This window comes from Pseudoalteromonas sp. APC 3355, assembly GCF_030407615.1.
GTDB lineage: Bacteria > Pseudomonadota > Gammaproteobacteria > Enterobacterales > Alteromonadaceae > Pseudoalteromonas > Pseudoalteromonas distincta.
On sequence record NZ_JASDDB010000004.1, the window covers coordinates 17,956 to 36,284 of the forward strand.

Genomic DNA, 18,329 nt, shown 5'->3' on the forward strand with positions numbered 1-18,329 from the left:
CCAGTTAAGCGTTTTGTGCATTTGGATCAAATATATTTACTACACTTTGTGACTCATCTGCAGCGCGTTGAATAGCAGTTTTAATACGTTTATAAGCCATACAGCGACAATAGTTACCATTCATATGGCTTACTATTTCTTCATCTGAAGGACTTGGATTAGCTGCCAGTAATGTAGCAGCTTGCATTATTTGCCCCGACTGACAGTAACCGCACTGTGGTACTTGCTCTTCAACCCATGCTTTTTGAAGTGGATGTTCGTTATTAAGCCCTTCAATTGTGGTAATGTTTTTTCCTGCAATTGCGCCAATTGGTAAAACACATGAGCGAGTTGCTTGCCCATCTAAATGCACCGTACACGCACCACACATTGCAATACCGCAACCAAACTTCGTACCTTTTAATCCAATTTCATCGCGAATAACCCATAACAATGGTGTATCTTCACTTGCGTGTGATTCAACCACCTTGCCATTAATTGTAAACGTCACCATAGCTTGCCCCTTGATTAAGCTTTATAACCTGCGTTTAAATTGTTTAATTTAAACTCAGGTTATAACAGTTAAGATTGTTGTAACTACTAATCCATAACACATATAGTTACCGCATCAGCTACATTAACAGCTAAATACCATAACCACTGCACTAAAGCGTTAGCGCAGCTAAAACTTATTTTGCCCTACTACTACTTTATCACTCATTTTTAGCTATAAAATTACTTAGCTGCTTTTGAGTATCTATGTCTACACTCGCACTACTTAAACTAATTGTATTGACGACCTCACTGCTGGAGCGCAGTAATTGCTGCGCACCTCTGTCTGAAGTTAAGCTTGCAAGCTGAGATAAATCAACCGCTGGGAATATAGCGGGTACACCTAAACGCTCGCCATAGTTTGCGCACCAGCGCGATGGGTTACGTTTAAAACCAGTAACTAGCTCACTTAAGTGCGCTACTTTTAGCTCAACCTGATCCGCGAGCATAAATAAAATCCCATCAAAGGACTTATTTTTAAACACTGTTTGAGAAGCTATCGCGATTGAATTACCTAAGCCTTGGCTCCATTGCTTGTTCTCAATCAGCTCTATGTTTTTATAACCTGCCAGTGCTTGTACTACTTCTTTATGCCATGCCCCGGTAACTACATACACCGGCGTGTCATCAAGTTCTTGAAGTGTATTTACAGCATGCTCAATCATTGTTTTGCCAAAGCCAATATCAGCTGTTAATTTACAGCCGTTAAAGCGAGATGATTGCCCTGCGGCTAAAACAACTTTTGCAATTAGCACGGCTCTTGCCCCCAATGACTTAGTGATTGGGCATCTTTATCACACAGCACTGCATGTATTTCGCTGATCAGCGATAGTGCAATACTCTCTGGCGAGTCGCCCCCTAAATTTAAACCGACAGGCCCAAAAACAGGAGACTTAATTTGTGAAACATGCGTATTTGCGTGCTCTAAAACTTGTTTACGTCTGTGCTTAGGACCCAATAGCCCTATATACTTAAACGGAACATCTTTAAATTGAGCCAATGTACTGGCGTCAAGTTCAACGCTGTGAGCCATTAAAATAGCCGCATCAACTTTATGGGTTATGCAATATTCTTTTAACTCACTCGGTGTGATGCGCAAAATAGCATCTGCATTTTTAAAATACTGTCTTTTTGCATTGGCAGCGCGCGTATCCCATACAGTTACACTCCAACCAAGTTGTTTGGCAAATGTATAAACCGGAACTGCATCAGCGCCACCACCTACTATTAATAGATGGGGCGGTGGATAAATAGAGGTTTGCAAGCACGTAGCGCCTTGTAATTCTACCAACTGCGCTTTGCGGTTCATTGATAAACCATGTAACTCATCATTTTGCGTAAATACACCACTACCGGCTGGTAAAATGGGGCTTACTTGTTGAAGGTATCGCCCTGGTTTATTCTCATTAAGTGCTTTAGATACAAGCTCTAACTGTAAATAGTCATTAGCCTTATGAATAGGCTGCAGTAAAATATGTACTATGCCTCCACAACCAATGCCAAGTTGAAATGTTAAATCGTCTTCATCGGTGGCATCATAACTAATAGTTTTACTGCTTAAAGTACTCATTACTTGTTTAGCATGGCGCTGTATGTCAGCTTCTAAACAGCCACCCGAAAGCATCCCTAAGCGCTCGCCTAGGCTCGAAATAAGCATCATAGCACCTAGCTTTCTGTAGCTAGAGCCTTCAATTTTATACAAAGTAGCTAAAACCCATTCTTGGTTGTCCCTGTTGGGATACCAAGTGTTTAAGATACTTTTCAAATCTGTAACCATATATTGCCCTTTAAAAAGCATTTTTGCGTTTAAAAACAAATCAGCCTAAACAGCTAATTTAAAACTTAATAATTCACGCACAATTTAGTTTTCTATTATATCGTTTAAGGTCTCAATTAACTCATCAAATTGATCATTAACGCTTTGGCGTTGTTTATCATTTAAGGTTGAGTTTAATTCGTAGAGTAAATTTATATATAAATCTAAGTTTGCTTCATTGGTTTTCAATAGTGCGTCGCTCATATATAGTTCGCGCTCTTTAATAACTGTACTCAACTGATTTATAAATTCTTTTTTTGTAATTTCAGCATTTGTAAATACCTGTTTGGCCGCATTCAAACGGGCTTGCTTGTACTCTAACCACAGCGCTCCTGAGTCTTGATGTTGCTCATTAGTTGATTTAATCAGCGCTTTTTGTTGTTTATTAAGTTTGCCTATCCACTGCTCGTAGTATTCAAATTGCTCTTCCAAACGCTCACTTTTTAGCTCAAGCGGGGTTTGTTCGTTAAACTCTTCACGTTCGTCGTTAATTTTTATTTGAATATTGTTTAAAAGTTCTTCTCTTTGCTCACTTGATAAGGTTGCCCCAAGCTCAGCTAAAGGCATGTGCGCGTATTCAAGTAGGTTTTGCCAATGCTTTTTAGCAAAAACCACCTGCTCTTTTAACTGATCAATGCTTAGTGTGTTGTTAAAAAGTGCCTTAATATTTTGAATGTCTTGTTTGTAGGCTGGTAGCTGCGTACTTCTATGCCACGCTTGGGTCGTGTTAATAATCTGTTTGAGCTGCTTATTTTGTGTTTTATTTAGATCAATATAATCATCTACCCAAAATGACGAAAGCCAGCTCAAGTTGTTATAAGTGAATGAGGCTGAACAGCTACACAAAAATACCATGCTGATAGCAAAGCATGCATTTATCACTTTTTTAGCTTTAAGATTATTAAGCATCACTTTCCTTATTTTAAATTTTATAATCATGAAAATCTTATTTGATAATAATTATCATTTAAGCATTGACTTGCGCGCTAATCTAACTAATAATCATTATCAGAAACAAAATGTACCGACCTCAGTGCCTATGGAAGGATATTCAGCAAGGATGCTGACACATTAAAAGAAGAACGTGCCGCTTCGTGGTATTACTTACTCGACCCAAGTAATAACACCAAATATCACATTTACTTGCTACATTGCTCATATTAGTGACGGTTAATATGACTCAAAAAAGCCCTAACGGGCTTTTTTTATATCTTTAAATTTTCTATAAAATCTGTATCTTACACTTCTTAAACTCATTTACTTACCTTGAAAGTCCACCGCGCTGTTATTTACATTTTATACGCACGATCTAATAAGGTACCGCCTTGCGTTTACACTAAAGCTGGCGTAAAACATAACAGTAGACACCCTTTTTTGCATCTATCTATAGTAACCGATTTAGTCTTTACATAAATGTATTGGGTATTAAACGTTTATAATGTGCAAATAGTGCAAAAATTTAATAAATTAGCATTTAACTATGGCCTGTTGACCTTTTAGGGTTAAAATTTGTTCTATCTAGGCGCTATTTAATCGCCGCGCGAAGTTTGTAACTTAGTAAGCTCATTAAAAAACCGAGCAACAAAGAGCAAACCGCCTCAAGGGCGAGCCTAAATAGCAGTGGATGTTTAATCTAAAAATGTACTGGCCCTAAAATCTATCGAAACTATTACTAATTGGAGACATTAATATGTCACAGTTTAATTTAAAAGCACTCATTCTTGCTGGCGTTTTACTTGTCAGCCCTTTCGCTCATGCAACATTAGAAGATGGCATAAGAGCAGCTAACGAAGGTGAATTTGCAGTCGCCCTAAAAGAATTCCAATACCTAGCAGACAAAGGTTTTGCGCCAGGAATTTACGAACTAGCCAAATTATACGAAGGTGGATACGGTGTAACACGCGATTACCGCAAAGCAGCTGCACTTTATCAACAAGGCGTTAAAAAGAACCATGCTGATTCGATGTTTGCTCTAGCTGTTTTATACGATGAAGGTAAAGGCGTTAAACTTGATCATCAAATGGCAGTTACCTTATTTGAAAAAGCAGCTAAGAAGAATTTACCTGCAGCTCAATTTAATTTGGGCGTAATGTACGCTAATGGCGTGGGTGTTACACGAGACTATGAAGCGGCACGTAACTGGTACGAAAAAGCAGCTGCAAACAATTACTCTTTAGCGCAATTTAATTTAGCCCTCATGTATTTTGAAGGACTAGGTATGCCAAAAGATTTAGAAAAGTCATATATTTGGAATACTATCGCTGAGTACAACGGTAATATGCAAGCGAGTCATAGCCGTAAACTTGATGAGCGTAAAATGCTGCCTAAAGAAATTGAAGAAGCTAAAGAAAAAGCCGATGCCATTTATGCAAAAATACAAGTGGGTACCTATGCTGGCGAAGGTCGCTTATTTTAAAGTCTTATTTTAGAGTTTAAGACCGTAGCTTTAAACTAATCTAAAAAAGGCTGAATTACATAATGTAATTCAGCCTTTTTAATATATCTTGATTAGCAAGTTAACACTTATTCAACTTTACCAAATCAGCACCCTATTATTTTATGTAAAGCCACTTTAGAAGCTTAATAATAAGTTTGCTTTGTTTTAGTAGCATAACAATGCGAGGATTAAACGAGCCCGATACTAACGTATTTTTAGCATGGCTAAACGTTAAAAACCCTTCTATACCATGATAATGCCCCATTCCTGAATGCCCTACACCACCAAAGGGAGCATCATCAGCAGTTACTTGCACTAAGGTGTCGTTTATTGCCACAGTGCCACTGATTGTTTGCTTCATAATGTATTCTTGAGCGTGCTTATCTTGGCCTAAAATATAAAGCGCTAATGGGTGGTGATGAGCTTTAATATAGTCAATTGCGCTGTCGAGCTTTTCATAACTCATTATTGGTAGTATTGGACCAAATAACTCATCTTGCATAAGCTGCATTTCGTCAGTTACTTGAGTTACTAAATGCAGCCCCATACGGTGCTTTTCTTCGTCTTGCTGGTTTTGCTCAAGTGGCTTAATAATGTTTGCACCCAGTTCTTGGGCTTGCTCTAAGTAGGTTGCCAAACGTTTATAATGCGCATCGCTAATGATAGAAGTTAAGTTTTTACCTTCAACACCGTCTTTAAAATGCTTTTTATACAACTCGCATAATTGCTGAATAAGCTGATGCTCAAGCTCTTTGGGTACAAATACGTAGTCGGGTGCAACGCATATTTGCCCTGCGTTGGCCATTTTGCCAAACAGTAAGGCTTGTGCCGCTTTTTTAATATCGGCATTTTGCGTAATAATAACCGGCGATTTACCACCGAGTTCAAGCGTTACCGGCGTTAAGTTACGACTCGCTGACGCCATTACTAATTTACCTACGTTCGTAGAACCCGTAAATAATAAATGAGCAAATGGCAGTGATGAAAACTGTGCTGCAACATCACTCGCCCCTAGTATTATTTTACAATGAGCTTGCAGATCATCTTTAAAGATTTTTTCGATAACGGCGTTTGTATGAGGTGTGAATTCGCTTAATTTAAGCATCACTCTATTACCGGCAGCTATGGCGGTAAGCACAGGTACTAACGCTAACTGAATCGGGTAATTCCACGGTGCAATAATACCAACCACACCTTTGGGCTGATAATTAACACTTACTTTTGAAGGCCATAAGCTTAAACCCACAGAGCGATTACTTGGCTTTGCCCATTTTGGCAGTTTTTTAATAATGTGCGCGAGTGTTTGCACTGTAGGCAATATATCGCCAAGTAAAGTATCGAAAGCGGTTCTGTAACCAAAGTCTTTTGAAGCAGCATCTACTAGCTCTTGCTCAAGTTCAACAATACGTACACGGAGTTTTTTCAATAAAACGAGACGTTTATCAATTGGCAAGTAAGGCGTTTCGAGAAAGCTTTTTTGCAATTCATCAAACTGGGGAATTAAAGGCATTGCCTGTGATGTCTCAGTGCTCAAAATAGGTTACTCAATTTTTAAAGTTATTAACGACTATAACCTTGTTCTGTTTTTCGAGCAATAACACTAATTATCTAAAAAAGAGCTTCTTAAGCAATATATATATAAGCATAAAGAGTAGCTTTGTTTAAAATTGTAAGTATAAACAAAACTACTCTGGCATAGGTTGGTTAGAACTAATTTAGTACAGCTTTAAAAACCAAATACTTGGGCTGCAATCGTCATTGTTACCAGCGTAATTAATACAATAGCCACAATGTTTAGCACAAAGCCCGCTCTTATCATGTCGCGCATTTGAATTTGCCCTGAGCCAAACACAATAGCATTTGGTGGTGTCGCTACCGGCATCATAAACGCACAACTACACGCTATAGCTGCAGGAATAACCCAAACCAATGGTGAACCTGTTATAGACTCTGCAACGGGCCCTAACAAAGGAAGAAAGCCAGCTGCAGTTGCTGTATTGCTTGTGATCTCAGTTAAAAACGTAATTAATGCCACAACAACAAGTACACTCATAACAAGTGGAATAGTGCTAGCGCCTTCAATTAGGTGAGCAATAAACTCAGCAAGCCCTGATGACTTAATTTGAGATGCAAGTGTAAGCCCGCCACCAAATAATAATAAAACGCCCCACGGCACTTTAGCTGCGCTTTCCCAATCAAGAATACGCTCATCTTTGCCTTTATTCGCTGGCATTACAAACAACAGCAATGCCGCTGCAATTGCAATAGTAGTATCTGAAATATTAAGACCTGTTATGTCACCTAATAAAGGTCTAAATATCCAACACAGTGCTGCTAAAACAAATACAAATAACACGCCTTTTTCGGCGCGCTGCATTATACCTAGGTTTTTTAACTGTGTTGAAAACACCGCTTTTGTATCAATTTTTTGATCGTTTTTAACATTAGCATCTACTTTATACGCAAATTTAGTAAGCCAAACCCAGCTAATAATTAGCATACCTAAAGACAGAGGTACGCCTACAATCATCCATTGCGCAAAGCCAATTTCTATTTCGTAACTATCTGACAAGTAAGCAGCCATTAAAGCATTAGGCGGAGTACCGATTAAGGTAGCAATACCACCAATACTTGCACCATAAGCGATTGATAACAGTAAAGCCTTACCAAAACCTTCATTACTCGGGTCTGATTGCTTAACTAAATTAGTAATTGAAAGCGCAATAGGTAGCATCATTACGGCTGTTGCGGTATTAGACATCCACATCGACAAAAATGCAGTTACAAGCATCATTGCTAAAATTTGCAAGCTTGGCTTTTTACCCGCATATAACATGGTGCTTAGCGCAATACGTTTATGTAACCCCCAACGCTCCATAGCAATAGAAATTAAAAAACCACCTAAAAATAAAAATATTAGCGGGTGCGCATATGGGGCAGCCACGCTTTTAATTGCTGCTATATCAGCAAGTGGTGATATTACCAGAGGGAGCAAAGCAGTTGCTGGAATTGGTACTACTTCACTCACCCACCACGATGCCATCCAAAATGCTAAACCTGCGGTTTTAAATGCCGCTACAGACATACCCGTTGGTGGATCGAGTAAACATGTTAATAGCATTACTACAGGGCCTAGTATCAAAAAAAGCCATTGGAAATGTCTTTTCTTATCTGGTTTTTGCGTGAGTATATTATCTGTCATGGCAGGCCTCTAAAATTTGTATTTAAGACCAAGCGCAACACTGCTGTCGTCTTGTTCTTCTAAATTAAGGTCGGTGTATAAAAGGTAAGCAGTTGTTTGCTTATCAAATACATAGTCAAGGCCCGTAGTCCATTGCGTTGCCTCAGAAGTTTGACGAAGTAAAGAGTCATCTTTAGCAAACTGTAATTTAGGTACCCATTTTTCAAGCGTATAGCTTGCACTTAACACATAACCGTTACCTGATTTTATACCATCTGTTGATTCAGAATGCTGATACAGTGCACCAAGCTGTAATTGTTCAAATTTATAGGCTGCTGCTATTCGGCTCGCATTAATATTATTAAGAGAATCAACATGGCTTAATGATAAGTAATATGAGGTGTTTTTTAAGCTACGATCACCATAAATAAAGGTTGCTGCAAATCCAGCTTCGTTATCTTTGTTGTCGTCTTTTGGAGCATAAGTAAACGAAAATTGCGTATTATGCCAATAATTAGAAGTGTATGTTAGCGTATCACCAAGTCTATCTTGTCCTGCAATAACTTGAGCTATGTCACCTTGGGTTTCATTAAAGTTATCAACTTTGCCTTCAGAGTATTTAAAGCGAGTATCATTTCTTCCCACTACAAGCTCGCCAAATTGACCTTTTAAACCAAGGTATGTATTCCTTGCACTAAATGGCTCTTCGGTGTCATCTTGCTCAAAACCTTTTACTTGCACTTCGTATTTAAAAACAACGTTTAAATATTCATTTAATTTGTGTTGCCCTTGAATGCCTATACGCGAAAATGGCGCTTCAATCTGCGTGCCTTCTTCTGCGTAACGCATAATACCCGTATCTGTATTAGCAATTTGCACTTCGGCTTTACCATAAACATCATATTCAGTAGCGCAAGCCGTGTACGAGTAAAAAGCAAAGCTACTTATTGAGGTGAGTAAAATAGTAGAGTGTGTAAACTTTATCATTATGTGTCCTAATTATTAGAATCTACTTGTTGTCAGACCTAATAAGGCAACTTTACTGCCAATGGTAAAATACTTCTATATTTCAGATGGTTAATGGATATTGCGTATAAAAAAAGAGAATAAATGTGCGGTTTCCCACACACCATAAAAACGAAGTTGTCACATAAACCACACAATTTAGTCAATAAACATATCACGGTTTAAATTGTATTTACTCATTTTATCGTAAAGGGTTTTACGAGCGATTTGCAGTGTATCCATCGTATTTTTAATACTTCCATGGTTACGCTCTAGGGCTTCTTCTATTAACGACTGCTCATAAAAAGCAACTTTTTCAGATAGGCTTAAATCGGGAGAAAGCTCACCTTTAGCCTGCGTTTTGCTAACACTAAAAGCAAGTTCTACTCCTAATAAAACCGCGCGCTCAGCTTGGTTTCTAAGCTCCCTTACATTACCAGGCCAGTCGTACGCTAAGAGTCGCTGTTGTATTTCGCTATTAAGAGGTGCTGGCGGCTTATGATAGCGTGTTGCTGCAATAGAGCTAAAGTGCTTAAAGAGTAATACTATATCTGCTTTTCGAGCTCTAAGAGGCGGTATATCTACTTTTACCAAACTTAGCCGATAATATAAATCTGCTCTAAATTCACCTTTTTCAACTAATAAAAGCAAATCTACTTTAGTGGCTGCAACAATTCTTATATCTAATTCAATTGCTTTATTATCACCTACTGGAGTTACTTTTCGCTCCTCTAATACGCGTAATAATTTAACCTGCAACGACATTGGGGTACTTTCTATTTCATCTAAAAAAACTGTACCACCTTGTGCAAATTCAAACTTTCCCTTACGAGTGTGAGTTGCTCCGGTATAGGCACCACTTGCAGCACCAAATAACTCACTTTCTATCAACTGCTCAGGCACCGCGCCGCAATTTATAGCCACAAAGTTACTTGCTGAGCGAATACTTTGATCGTGTAAGTAACGCGCTACAAGCTCTTTACCCGTGCCAGTTTCACCTTCAATCATTACATCAGCAGGGGTATCAATAACCGTATTGAGTAAATGCATCATATCTTGCATTTTAGGAGTATCACCCAGGATTCTTACACCCGGCGCTGAGGTTTTTTGTACAGCAAGTTTTAGTGCACGATTTTGAATCACTAAGCTACGCTTGTCGCATGCTCTTGCTATGCAATCAAGCAATGTTTCGTTTACTGGTTTTTCAAATAAGTCATACGCGCCTAATTGCATAGCTTTAACAGCAATAGTTACATCGGCGTACCCTGTTAAAAATATAACCGGCAGTTCACTATCAAATGCCGTGACTTGCTCAAGTAAAGTAAGCCCATCCATTGCAGGCATATTTATGTCACTCAGTACAACGCCCATAAAACGTCGATTAAGCTTTGTTAGAGCCGTACTTGCATCATTAAAGCACTCAACTGTATAGCCTTCGAGAGTAAGTAATTGTTTTAATGAATCTCTGATCATCGCTTCATCATCAACTACAATGATGTGCTTACACGGTGAGTTTTCAATCATCGGTTTTATCCTGCGTGCTTGATAGACTGATTATAAACTCAGCCCCGCCTTGCAGTCGATTGTGCGCACTTAAAGAGCCATTAAACGAGTCAATGATTTGTTTTGAAATAGATAACCCAAGGCCTAAGCCGTTACTCTCTTTAGTACTATAAAAAGGTTCGAAAATATTACCAAAAGCATGTTGCTCTATTCCAGGCCCTGTATCTAAAATTGAGAGTTTTACTCGGTTATCAAAGCACTCAACATTAAAACTTAATTTACGTATTATTGCGCCATTCATAGCTTGGCTCGCGTTAGTTATTAAGTTAACCAACACTTGCTCAAATTTAAGTGAATCAACCCACACTATTAACCCACTATCTAAATTAGGCTGCTCTACGTGTACGTTATCTTGTTTTAGTTGTGAGCTGGCAATCATCAAGGCGTTATTTAATAAACCAGCTAACGGATAAGGCCTTAATTGAGTTTGTGATGGTTTGCTAAAATGTTTTAGCTGCCCCACTATTTTGTGTACGCGACCTACAAGCCCCTCAATCACCGTTATGCTTTCGCCAAGTGCGGTGTAATTTTGCTTAGCGAGTAAACGTTTGGCGCTTGCTAGGTAAGTATTCATAGCGCTAAGGGGCTGGTTTATTTCGTGATTAATACCTGCGCTTAACTGCCCAATTGTTGCAAGTTTTGCTGATTGAACTAATGCAACTTGCGTTTTCTCAAGCTCTTGTGTGCGCTCAATCACTTTTTGCTCAAGACTATGCCTAGAGTAAACGAGCTTTTTATAACCCGCAAAACGAGCAAGTAAACTATAACCAACAATCATAACTAAAGCATAAATACTAAATGCCCAAAACAAGCGTATTAATTGAGCTGAATTTACTTTTGTAATATCAACAAGTACGTTCATATGTGCACTAAAGTAACGCAATGGTTTTGTCGCACTCACATAAAGGTTTTTATTAATTTTGAAATGCGAAATACCCTGGCTCTTATATTGAAATTGCTTAATATATACAGGTTGATGATCTAAATAAGCACGGCGTAACTTTATATTACGTCGCTTTGTTATATCAAACTCGCTGAAGCTATTTAAACGCCATGTTTGCATATCAGACATCGCAATTACATTATCACTAAGCTCTAAATAAAAATGGCTACCTTTAGATGTATTTAAAAGCTCTCTGTCGTTTTCAAATTTGCTTACATTCACTTTTAATACAACAACACCAACCGCTTTGTTGTCGTGATAAACAGCCTGCGAAAAATAAATACCACGCTCTTTTGAACGCATACCTAGTGCAAAGTAGGCCACTTTTTCACCTGCAAATGCACGCTTAAAGTAAGGTCTAAAGGCAAAGTTACTGCCTAAAAATGTGTAATCGGCTTGCCAGTTACTACTTGCCGTAACTGCGCCCTGGGCATTAAGTACAAATATATCTGATGCACCACTGGCTTGTTGTATATCAGCTAAGTAGTTATTTATAGCGTTGTAATGGGCTTGGTCGCCGTTTGCAAATTCAATCATTAACTGATTATAAGTAAGTAGCTGGGGAATAGCCGAAAAACGAGCGAGTTCAGTATCAATGTAATTATTTAATTGAGTAACCTGACGCTGCGCTTGAGCTGTTGCTTTTTCAATATCGTGAGCGCGGCCTACCCAAAATGTAACAACCAAAATTAATACTAATAATATACATACTGTAATTATTTTTTTAGAAAACGTAAACATGGCCTACCCGAGAAATAGCCTAAAAATTTAAGGTCGCTAGTGTAACGACTTATATGAGGCAGGGATATAAACTTTTTGTTAACAAATGAATTTAATTATACTTGTTAATTAAATTTAGTCCTAAAAACAAAAAACACCGCAAACAGTTGTGCTTGCAGTGTTTAAGGTTTAGAACAAAATTAATACGTTATTAATTTGTAGCTAAAGCTGATCTGTTTTTTAGGTATTTGTATAAACCAATTAATGAAGCAGCTATCCAAAATATTTCTATCACAAAGCTCGCTAAATTAAAGTTATAGCAAAGGCTAATTAACAACAAAATCGCCCCTGTTAAATTCATCATATTATACGTTAGGCTAGATGGAGACGTTTTTCCTAGCTGCAGTAAGAAAAATGAACCAACTACTAAAAAAGTACCTGTCATACCTATGATGTCAAATAAGAGTGCTATCACGAAACTATCCTTTATCCATTTTTAAATAACCCAATAAACTGGCCCGATCCATGGGGAGGGTATTTTTTCATTCATTGAAACAGCAAACCGAGCGATTCTATCAATATGGTAAATTCTAACAAGGCCATATGTCCGTATGAAGAAATTTTACTGTATCTGAATTATTTAAACGTTACTTTGCCACCAATTATTTTATAGGCAGGTGCACCACGAATAATCGCTTCTCGGGCAAAAGGCCGACTGCAGTTAGGACAAATACAAGGCTCTTGTGTAAAGTCTTGACTAATACGCTCTTTAAAACACTTAACTAATGCTCCTTTGCCTCCTTTTCGATATTTAAATAAGGAAGCTTTACAAGCAGAGCAAAAAATATCGACCGTTTTAGTTGGGCCTTTTTTATTAGGTTTTGCCATTAAGTCCTTCAGTACTATATAAAAAATTATTCTTTATGATACCAGTTTATAGCAATTCGTTTAATTAAGTGATCTATTTGAGGGTAGAAAAACGTGTTGATAGCTAGGCGAAAATTCGCTATTTAACTGTTCTAAATGAGAATTTTTTAACACAGGGAGCGACACATTTAGCCTCGCAAAATGATTAAGTATCATTGCTCATTGGTATTAGGTGGGTAAAGGTGACCACTGGGTTTTAAAATTTTTACGCGGTATGGTTATTAAAGTGAGCTCATAATAATTTAATGATGATGAAAAATATAACCTAATCTTTGAAAAAGAAGCGGTTTAATTGAGATGATAATACATTCATATTAAAAGGTTTGATTATAAACCCCGATACTTTAGCCGCAATAACTTGCTTAACTTTATCTGTACTATCCTCACAGGTAACCATCAACACAGGAATATCAGCAAGGGCTCTGTCTTTTCGAATGTTTGTGAGTAAATCAACACCATCCATTTTTGGCATATGAAGATCTGTAATAACCAAATCGAAATGTTGCTCACGTAATAAAGCCAAAGCTTGTAATCCATCTGTAGCTTCAACGATATTGCAATACTCCAACTTTCTTAGCATATTAATTAAAACATGACGCATGAGTGGCATATCATCAACTACTAATATTTTCATTAATACCGCTACCAAATCATGTAAATACGATTATATAAACCTACTCTACTCTCAGGTAAGAATCAAACCGGGCATTAACGGCTACTCAACCCTTACGGCCAAATACCTAAAATAAGCCCCATTAACGAAAACTGTAAAATACAGTAACTCCCATTAATTAAAAATAGCTTTAAAGGGCGTTGCTCAAATATATAACTTAATCCTAGTGAACTACTGATCCAAAAAAAGCCGATTACAAAGCCTGTTCCTATACACTCAACTAAGCTTGCGTCTTTACCTAAAAATAGAGACAACATTAAAGCCGCTATAAATACTAAAAAGAAGCTGCCGCCAAATATCAACTTAGGATTGGCTGATTGTAAATCAAGGTCAGTTAAGCCAATACTTTCTAGCCAAGCGTTTTTAAAGAGTGCTTTTGAGTACCATATGCCGCCAAGCATAAAAGAAGACAGTGCAGCCACCAGTATTGCAAAATAATCTACATCTAAAAGGTTCATACAAACAGCCGTATACAAAATGTGTAATACCGTTTGGTATTAAATATTAACGGTATAAAGATACTCTCAATGTAGTTACAAATAAGGTATTGAGCAAATTGCTTAACTTGAGTTAATTGCCTTTATGGAGAGTAATTTTAAAAATAAAGGCTATAAATCGCCAAATTTAGCGCTAGTTAACGCCGCTAAATTAGTTGGGGAGAGTGCTATTTCTAAACCTCGCTTTCCGGCGCTCACATAAATAGTATCAAAAAGTGAAGCACTACTATGAATAAACGTAGCTAAGCGTTTTTTTTGCGCAAGTGGACTTACTCCACCTAAAATATAACCAGTGCTAGCTTGAACTTTTTGCGGGGCAGCCATGGCTACTTTTTTGGCACCACATAATTTTGCTAACTGTTTTAAGTTAACTTGTTGCGACACAGGAGTAACAGCAACAATTAGCTGCCTTTCATGTGTTTCAAGAACGAGGGTTTTATATACTTGGGCGCTATCTAAATTTAACTTTTCAACAGCTTCAAGCCCATATTGACTATTACCTGCATCGTGTTCGTAACTGAGTATTTCAAAGGGGATTTTTTGTTTTTTAAGTAATTCGATTGCTGGGGTCATACTATTTAATCGTGTTTTTTTTAACAGTAACAAAAATAAAATTTAAAGCAAAAAAAAACGACGCTAAAAAGCGCCGTTTCATTATTAATAATAATTTAAATTTACTTGGTTAAATCATCAAAAAACTTTTTAACACCGTCAAAAAAGCCTTGCTCTTTAGGACGATTTTTCGAGCTATCTGTACCCATACTTTCATCTAACTCTTGCAGTAGTTCACGTTGACGCTCGTTAAGATTAACTGGCGTTTCGATTACTACCTTACAAATTAGATCGCCTTGGGCACCACTTCGAACAGACTTAACGCCTTTGCCACGCATACGGAACATTTTGCCCGTTTGCGTTTCAGAAGGTATTTTAAGTTTTGCACGACCATCAAGTGTTGGCACCTGAATTTCGCCACCAAGACCTGCTGTTGTAAAGCTAATTGGTACTTCACAGTATAAATTATTTGCTTCACGTACAAATATTTCATGTTCGCGAACAGATACTTGCACGTACAAGTCGCCAGATGGCGCGCCGTGCATTCCGGCTTCACCTTCACCAGTTAAGCGGATACGGTCTCCTGTATCAACGCCAGCTGGAATTTTAACTGAAAGCGTTTTAGTTTTTTCTACGCGGCCCTGGCCATGACATTTGTTACAAGGGTCTGAAATAATCTGACCTTGTCCCTGACACGTTGGACACGTTTGCTGAACAGCAAAGAAACCTTGGCGCATTTGTACTTGGCCAGCACCATGACACGTAGTACATGTTTTAGGCTTAGAACCTGCTTTAGCACCACTGCCATCACACGGCTCACAACCCACCCATGTTGGTACTTTAATTTCAACTTCTTTACCACGAACCGCTTCTTCTAAGCTCAAGTCCATGTTGTAACGTAAGTCAGAACCACGTTGTTGACGAGATTGACGTCGACCACCGCCGCCACCAAAAATATCGCCAAATACGTCACCAAATACATCACCAAAATCGCCATGACCGCCACCAAAGCCGCCATGACCACCGCCACCGCCTTGCTCAAATGCCGCGTGACCATGTTGGTCATACATTTGGCGTTTTTGAGGATCGGTTAAAATCTCGTAAGCTTCTTTAACTTCTTTAAATTTAGTTTCAAGCTCTTTATCGCCTGCGGTACGATCTGGATGATATTTCATCGCTAAGCGTTTATACGCTTTTTTTATGTCTCGCTCACTCGCATCTTTGCTTACGCCGAGGGCTTCGTAATAATCGCGTTTTGACATATCTATCACACTACTCTTTTCTGTTTGCAGCGTGAGCTGCTGGATAAACCGATAAATCGCATCGATTTATCATTGAATTTTTAAACCTTAAATACATGCAAAAGGCGCGACAAGCTATTGCTCGCGCGCCTCAATTGTTCATCCTAACCTAAACACTCGATTGAGTTAAGTGTTTTTGGCTAGCGAGAAGCGTTAGCAACAATTACTTGTCGTCTTTCACTTCTTCGAACTCTGCATCAACAACGTCGTCGTCTTGCTTAGCTGATTGCTGTTGCTCGCCTGCATCTGCTGAACCTTGCTGTGCTTTCGCTTGTGCAATTTCCATTAGTTTTTGAGACTTTTCAGCAAGAGCTTGAGTTTTAGCTTCAATCTCTTCTTTGTTGTCGCTCTTAATAGCAGCTTCTAAATCTACAACAGCCGCTTCAATCGCTTCTTTGTCTTCGCTTGGTAATGCATCGCCAGCTTCTTCAATTTGCTTACGAGTACCGTGTACTAGAGCATCAGCTTGGTTACGAGCAGCTACAAGTTCTTCAAACTTTTTATCGTCTTCAGCATGTGCTTCTGCATCACGAACCATTTTTTCAACTTCTTCATCACTTAGGCCTGAAGATGCTTGAATTGTGATTTTTTGCTCTTTACCTGTATCTTTATCTTTCGCAGATACATGTAAGATACCATCGGCATCAACATCGAATGTTACTTCGATTTGCGGTGTACCACGTTGTGCTGGACGAATACCTTCTAGGTTAAATTGACCTAGAGATTTATTGTCGCTTGAACGTTTACGCTCACCTTGTAACACGTGAATTGTTACAGCAGATTGGTTATCTTCAGCTGTTGAGAATGTTTGCGATTTCTTAGTAGGAATCGTCGTGTTTTTCTCAATTAATGCAGTCATTACTGAGCCCATTGTCTCAATACCTAGAGATAATGGAGAAACGTCTAGTAATAGTACATCTTTAACGTCACCAGCAAGTACACCACCTTGAATCGCTGCGCCTACTGCAACTGCTTCATCAGGGTTTACGTCTTTACGTGGTTCTTTACCGAAGAAATCAGCAACTGTTTTTTGTACTAAAGGCATACGTGTTTGGCCACCAACAAGAATAATATCGTTGATGTCGCTTACTGATAAATCAGCATCAGCAAGTGCACGTTTAAGTGGCTCTAGAGACTTAGTTACTAAATCTTCAACTAGTGATTCAAGCTTAGCACGTGTTAGTTTCACGTTCATGTGCTTAGGACCAGATGCATCAGCAGTTACATACGGAAGGTTTACTTCAGTTGATTGTGCAGATGACAGTTCAATTTTTGCTTTTTCAGCAGCTTCTTTAACACGTTGCATTGCAAGAGGATCAGTTTTTAAATCTAAACCTTGATCTTTCTTGAATTCAGCTACTAAGTAGTTGATTACACGGTTATCGAAATCTTCACCACCTAAGTGAGTATCACCGTTTGTAGCAAGTACTTCAAAAGTGTGCTCGCCTTCAACTTCATCAATTTCAATGATTGATAAATCGAAAGTACCGCCACCTAAGTCATATACTGCAACGATGTTTTCGCCACGGTTTTTATCCATACCGTAAGCAAGTGCCGCAGCAGTTGGCTCATTGATAATACGTTTAACTTCAAGACCCGCAATACGACCAGCATCTTTCGTTGCTTGACGTTGTGAATCGTTAAAGTATGCAGGTACTGTGATTACAGCTTCAGTTACTTCTTCACCTAAGAAGTCCTCTGCCGTTTTCTTCATTTTTTTCAGTACTTCAGCAGAAATTTGTGGTGCAGCGCGTTTTTCGCCACCCGCTTCTACCCATGCATCGCCGTTATCAGCTTTGATGATTTTAAACGGCATGATGCCGATATCGCGTTGTACTTCTTCGTCTTCAAAACGACGACCAATTAAACGCTTGATTGCAAATAATGTGTTTGTCGGGTTAGTAACCGCTTGACGCTTAGCAGATTGACCTACTAATGTTTCGCCGTCTTGCGTGTAAGCAATAATAGACGGGGTTGTGCGATCGCCTTCCGCGTTTTCAATAACACGTGCTTTGCCACCATCAAGTACTGCAACACAAGAGTTTGTAGTACCTAAATCGATTCCAATAATTTTACCCATGAAACTTCTCCAACTTCAATATTCGTTAATACGTTCGATGACATAGTAAATAGGGATGCGCCAAACTTATTTCAACTGTAAAAATGAAAAAAAATTCATTTTT

17 protein-coding genes are annotated in these 18,329 nt (G+C 38.5%); 1 reads left to right on the plus strand and 16 read right to left on the minus strand.

The window, feature by feature from the left end:
- Window positions 1-4: 4 nt before the first annotated feature.
- The 4 genes from QMA08_RS08235 to QMA08_RS08250 all read right to left on the minus strand — a co-directional run bounded on the left by QMA08_RS08235 (window position 5) and on the right by QMA08_RS08250 (window position 3,256).
- Window positions 5-493 carry a (2Fe-2S)-binding protein gene (locus QMA08_RS08235; RefSeq protein ID WP_290174167.1) on the minus strand — a complete coding sequence of 163 codons (489 nt, stop codon included), beginning with the start codon at window positions 491-493 and terminating at the stop codon, window positions 5-7.
- A 199-nt stretch (window positions 494-692) separates the two neighbouring features.
- On the minus strand, window positions 693-1,286 hold the full coding sequence (locus tag QMA08_RS08240; RefSeq protein ID WP_290174168.1) for a nucleotidyltransferase family protein: 594 nt from the start codon (window positions 1,284-1,286) through the stop codon (window positions 693-695).
- Window positions 1,280-2,308 carry an XdhC/CoxI family protein gene (locus tag QMA08_RS08245; protein ID WP_138490401.1) on the minus strand — a complete coding sequence of 343 codons (1,029 nt, stop codon included), beginning with the start codon at window positions 2,306-2,308 and terminating at the stop codon, window positions 1,280-1,282. The genes QMA08_RS08240 and QMA08_RS08245 overlap by 7 nt, the downstream gene beginning before the upstream one ends.
- 84 nt (window positions 2,309-2,392) lie before the next feature.
- Window positions 2,393-3,256, minus strand: a complete 864-nt coding sequence (locus QMA08_RS08250) for a DUF6279 family lipoprotein (RefSeq protein ID WP_290174169.1) — start codon at window positions 3,254-3,256, stop codon at window positions 2,393-2,395.
- Window positions 3,257-4,037: 781 nt separating this feature from the next.
- Between QMA08_RS08250 and QMA08_RS08255 the strand changes: the two genes are divergently transcribed.
- A complete protein-coding gene (locus QMA08_RS08255; protein ID WP_290174170.1) occupies window positions 4,038-4,763 on the plus strand; it encodes a tetratricopeptide repeat protein in 726 nt (241 codons plus the stop codon).
- 136 nt (window positions 4,764-4,899) lie between these two features.
- Here QMA08_RS08255 and QMA08_RS08260 read toward each other — a convergent pair whose 3' ends face one another.
- The 12 genes from QMA08_RS08260 to dnaK form a co-directional block, all read right to left on the minus strand.
- The gene (locus tag QMA08_RS08260) at window positions 4,900-6,318 is read right to left on the minus strand and encodes a coniferyl aldehyde dehydrogenase (protein WP_039488496.1); all 1,419 of its coding nucleotides are present in this window, start codon (window positions 6,316-6,318) and stop codon (window positions 4,900-4,902) included.
- A gap of 192 nt (window positions 6,319-6,510) precedes the next feature.
- Entirely contained in the window at window positions 6,511-7,986 is a 1,476-nt protein-coding gene (locus tag QMA08_RS08265; RefSeq protein WP_290174171.1) for an SLC13 family permease, read from the minus strand.
- 9 nt (window positions 7,987-7,995) lie between these two features.
- A complete protein-coding gene (locus tag QMA08_RS08270) occupies window positions 7,996-8,952 on the minus strand; it encodes a porin (RefSeq protein ID WP_290174172.1) in 957 nt (318 codons plus the stop codon).
- Window positions 8,953-9,129: 177 nt separating this feature from the next.
- Entirely contained in the window at window positions 9,130-10,494 is a 1,365-nt protein-coding gene (locus QMA08_RS08275) for a sigma-54 dependent transcriptional regulator (protein WP_002959078.1), read from the minus strand.
- Window positions 10,487-12,217: an ATP-binding protein gene (locus QMA08_RS08280; RefSeq protein ID WP_039488491.1), complete on the minus strand. Its 1,731-nt coding sequence runs from the start codon at window positions 12,215-12,217 to the stop codon at window positions 10,487-10,489. Before QMA08_RS08280 ends, QMA08_RS08275 begins: the two co-directional genes overlap by 8 nt.
- A gap of 190 nt (window positions 12,218-12,407) precedes the next feature.
- On the minus strand, window positions 12,408-12,671 hold the full coding sequence (locus tag QMA08_RS08285; protein ID WP_024595558.1) for a hypothetical protein: 264 nt from the start codon (window positions 12,669-12,671) through the stop codon (window positions 12,408-12,410).
- 161 nt (window positions 12,672-12,832) lie between these two features.
- Complete coding sequence (locus QMA08_RS08290; RefSeq protein WP_024595559.1) at window positions 12,833-13,084, minus strand: hypothetical protein; 252 nt, start codon at window positions 13,082-13,084, stop codon at window positions 12,833-12,835.
- Between the two features lie 304 nt (window positions 13,085-13,388).
- Window positions 13,389-13,757 carry a response regulator gene (locus QMA08_RS08295; RefSeq protein ID WP_182712324.1) on the minus strand — a complete coding sequence of 123 codons (369 nt, stop codon included), beginning with the start codon at window positions 13,755-13,757 and terminating at the stop codon, window positions 13,389-13,391.
- Between the two features lie 92 nt (window positions 13,758-13,849).
- Entirely contained in the window at window positions 13,850-14,254 is a 405-nt protein-coding gene (locus QMA08_RS08300; RefSeq protein WP_002959069.1) for a DUF1761 domain-containing protein, read from the minus strand.
- Window positions 14,255-14,404: 150 nt separating this feature from the next.
- On the minus strand, window positions 14,405-14,866 hold the full coding sequence (gene ybaK, locus QMA08_RS08305; protein WP_290174173.1) for a Cys-tRNA(Pro) deacylase: 462 nt from the start codon (window positions 14,864-14,866) through the stop codon (window positions 14,405-14,407).
- A gap of 101 nt (window positions 14,867-14,967) precedes the next feature.
- The gene (gene dnaJ, locus QMA08_RS08310; protein ID WP_002959065.1) at window positions 14,968-16,107 is read right to left on the minus strand and encodes a molecular chaperone DnaJ; all 1,140 of its coding nucleotides are present in this window, start codon (window positions 16,105-16,107) and stop codon (window positions 14,968-14,970) included.
- 202 nt (window positions 16,108-16,309) lie between these two features.
- Window positions 16,310-18,226, minus strand: coding sequence for a molecular chaperone DnaK (gene dnaK / locus QMA08_RS08315; protein ID WP_002959064.1), 1,917 nt, complete (start codon window positions 18,224-18,226; stop codon window positions 16,310-16,312).
- Between the last annotated feature and the right edge of the window lie 103 nt (window positions 18,227-18,329).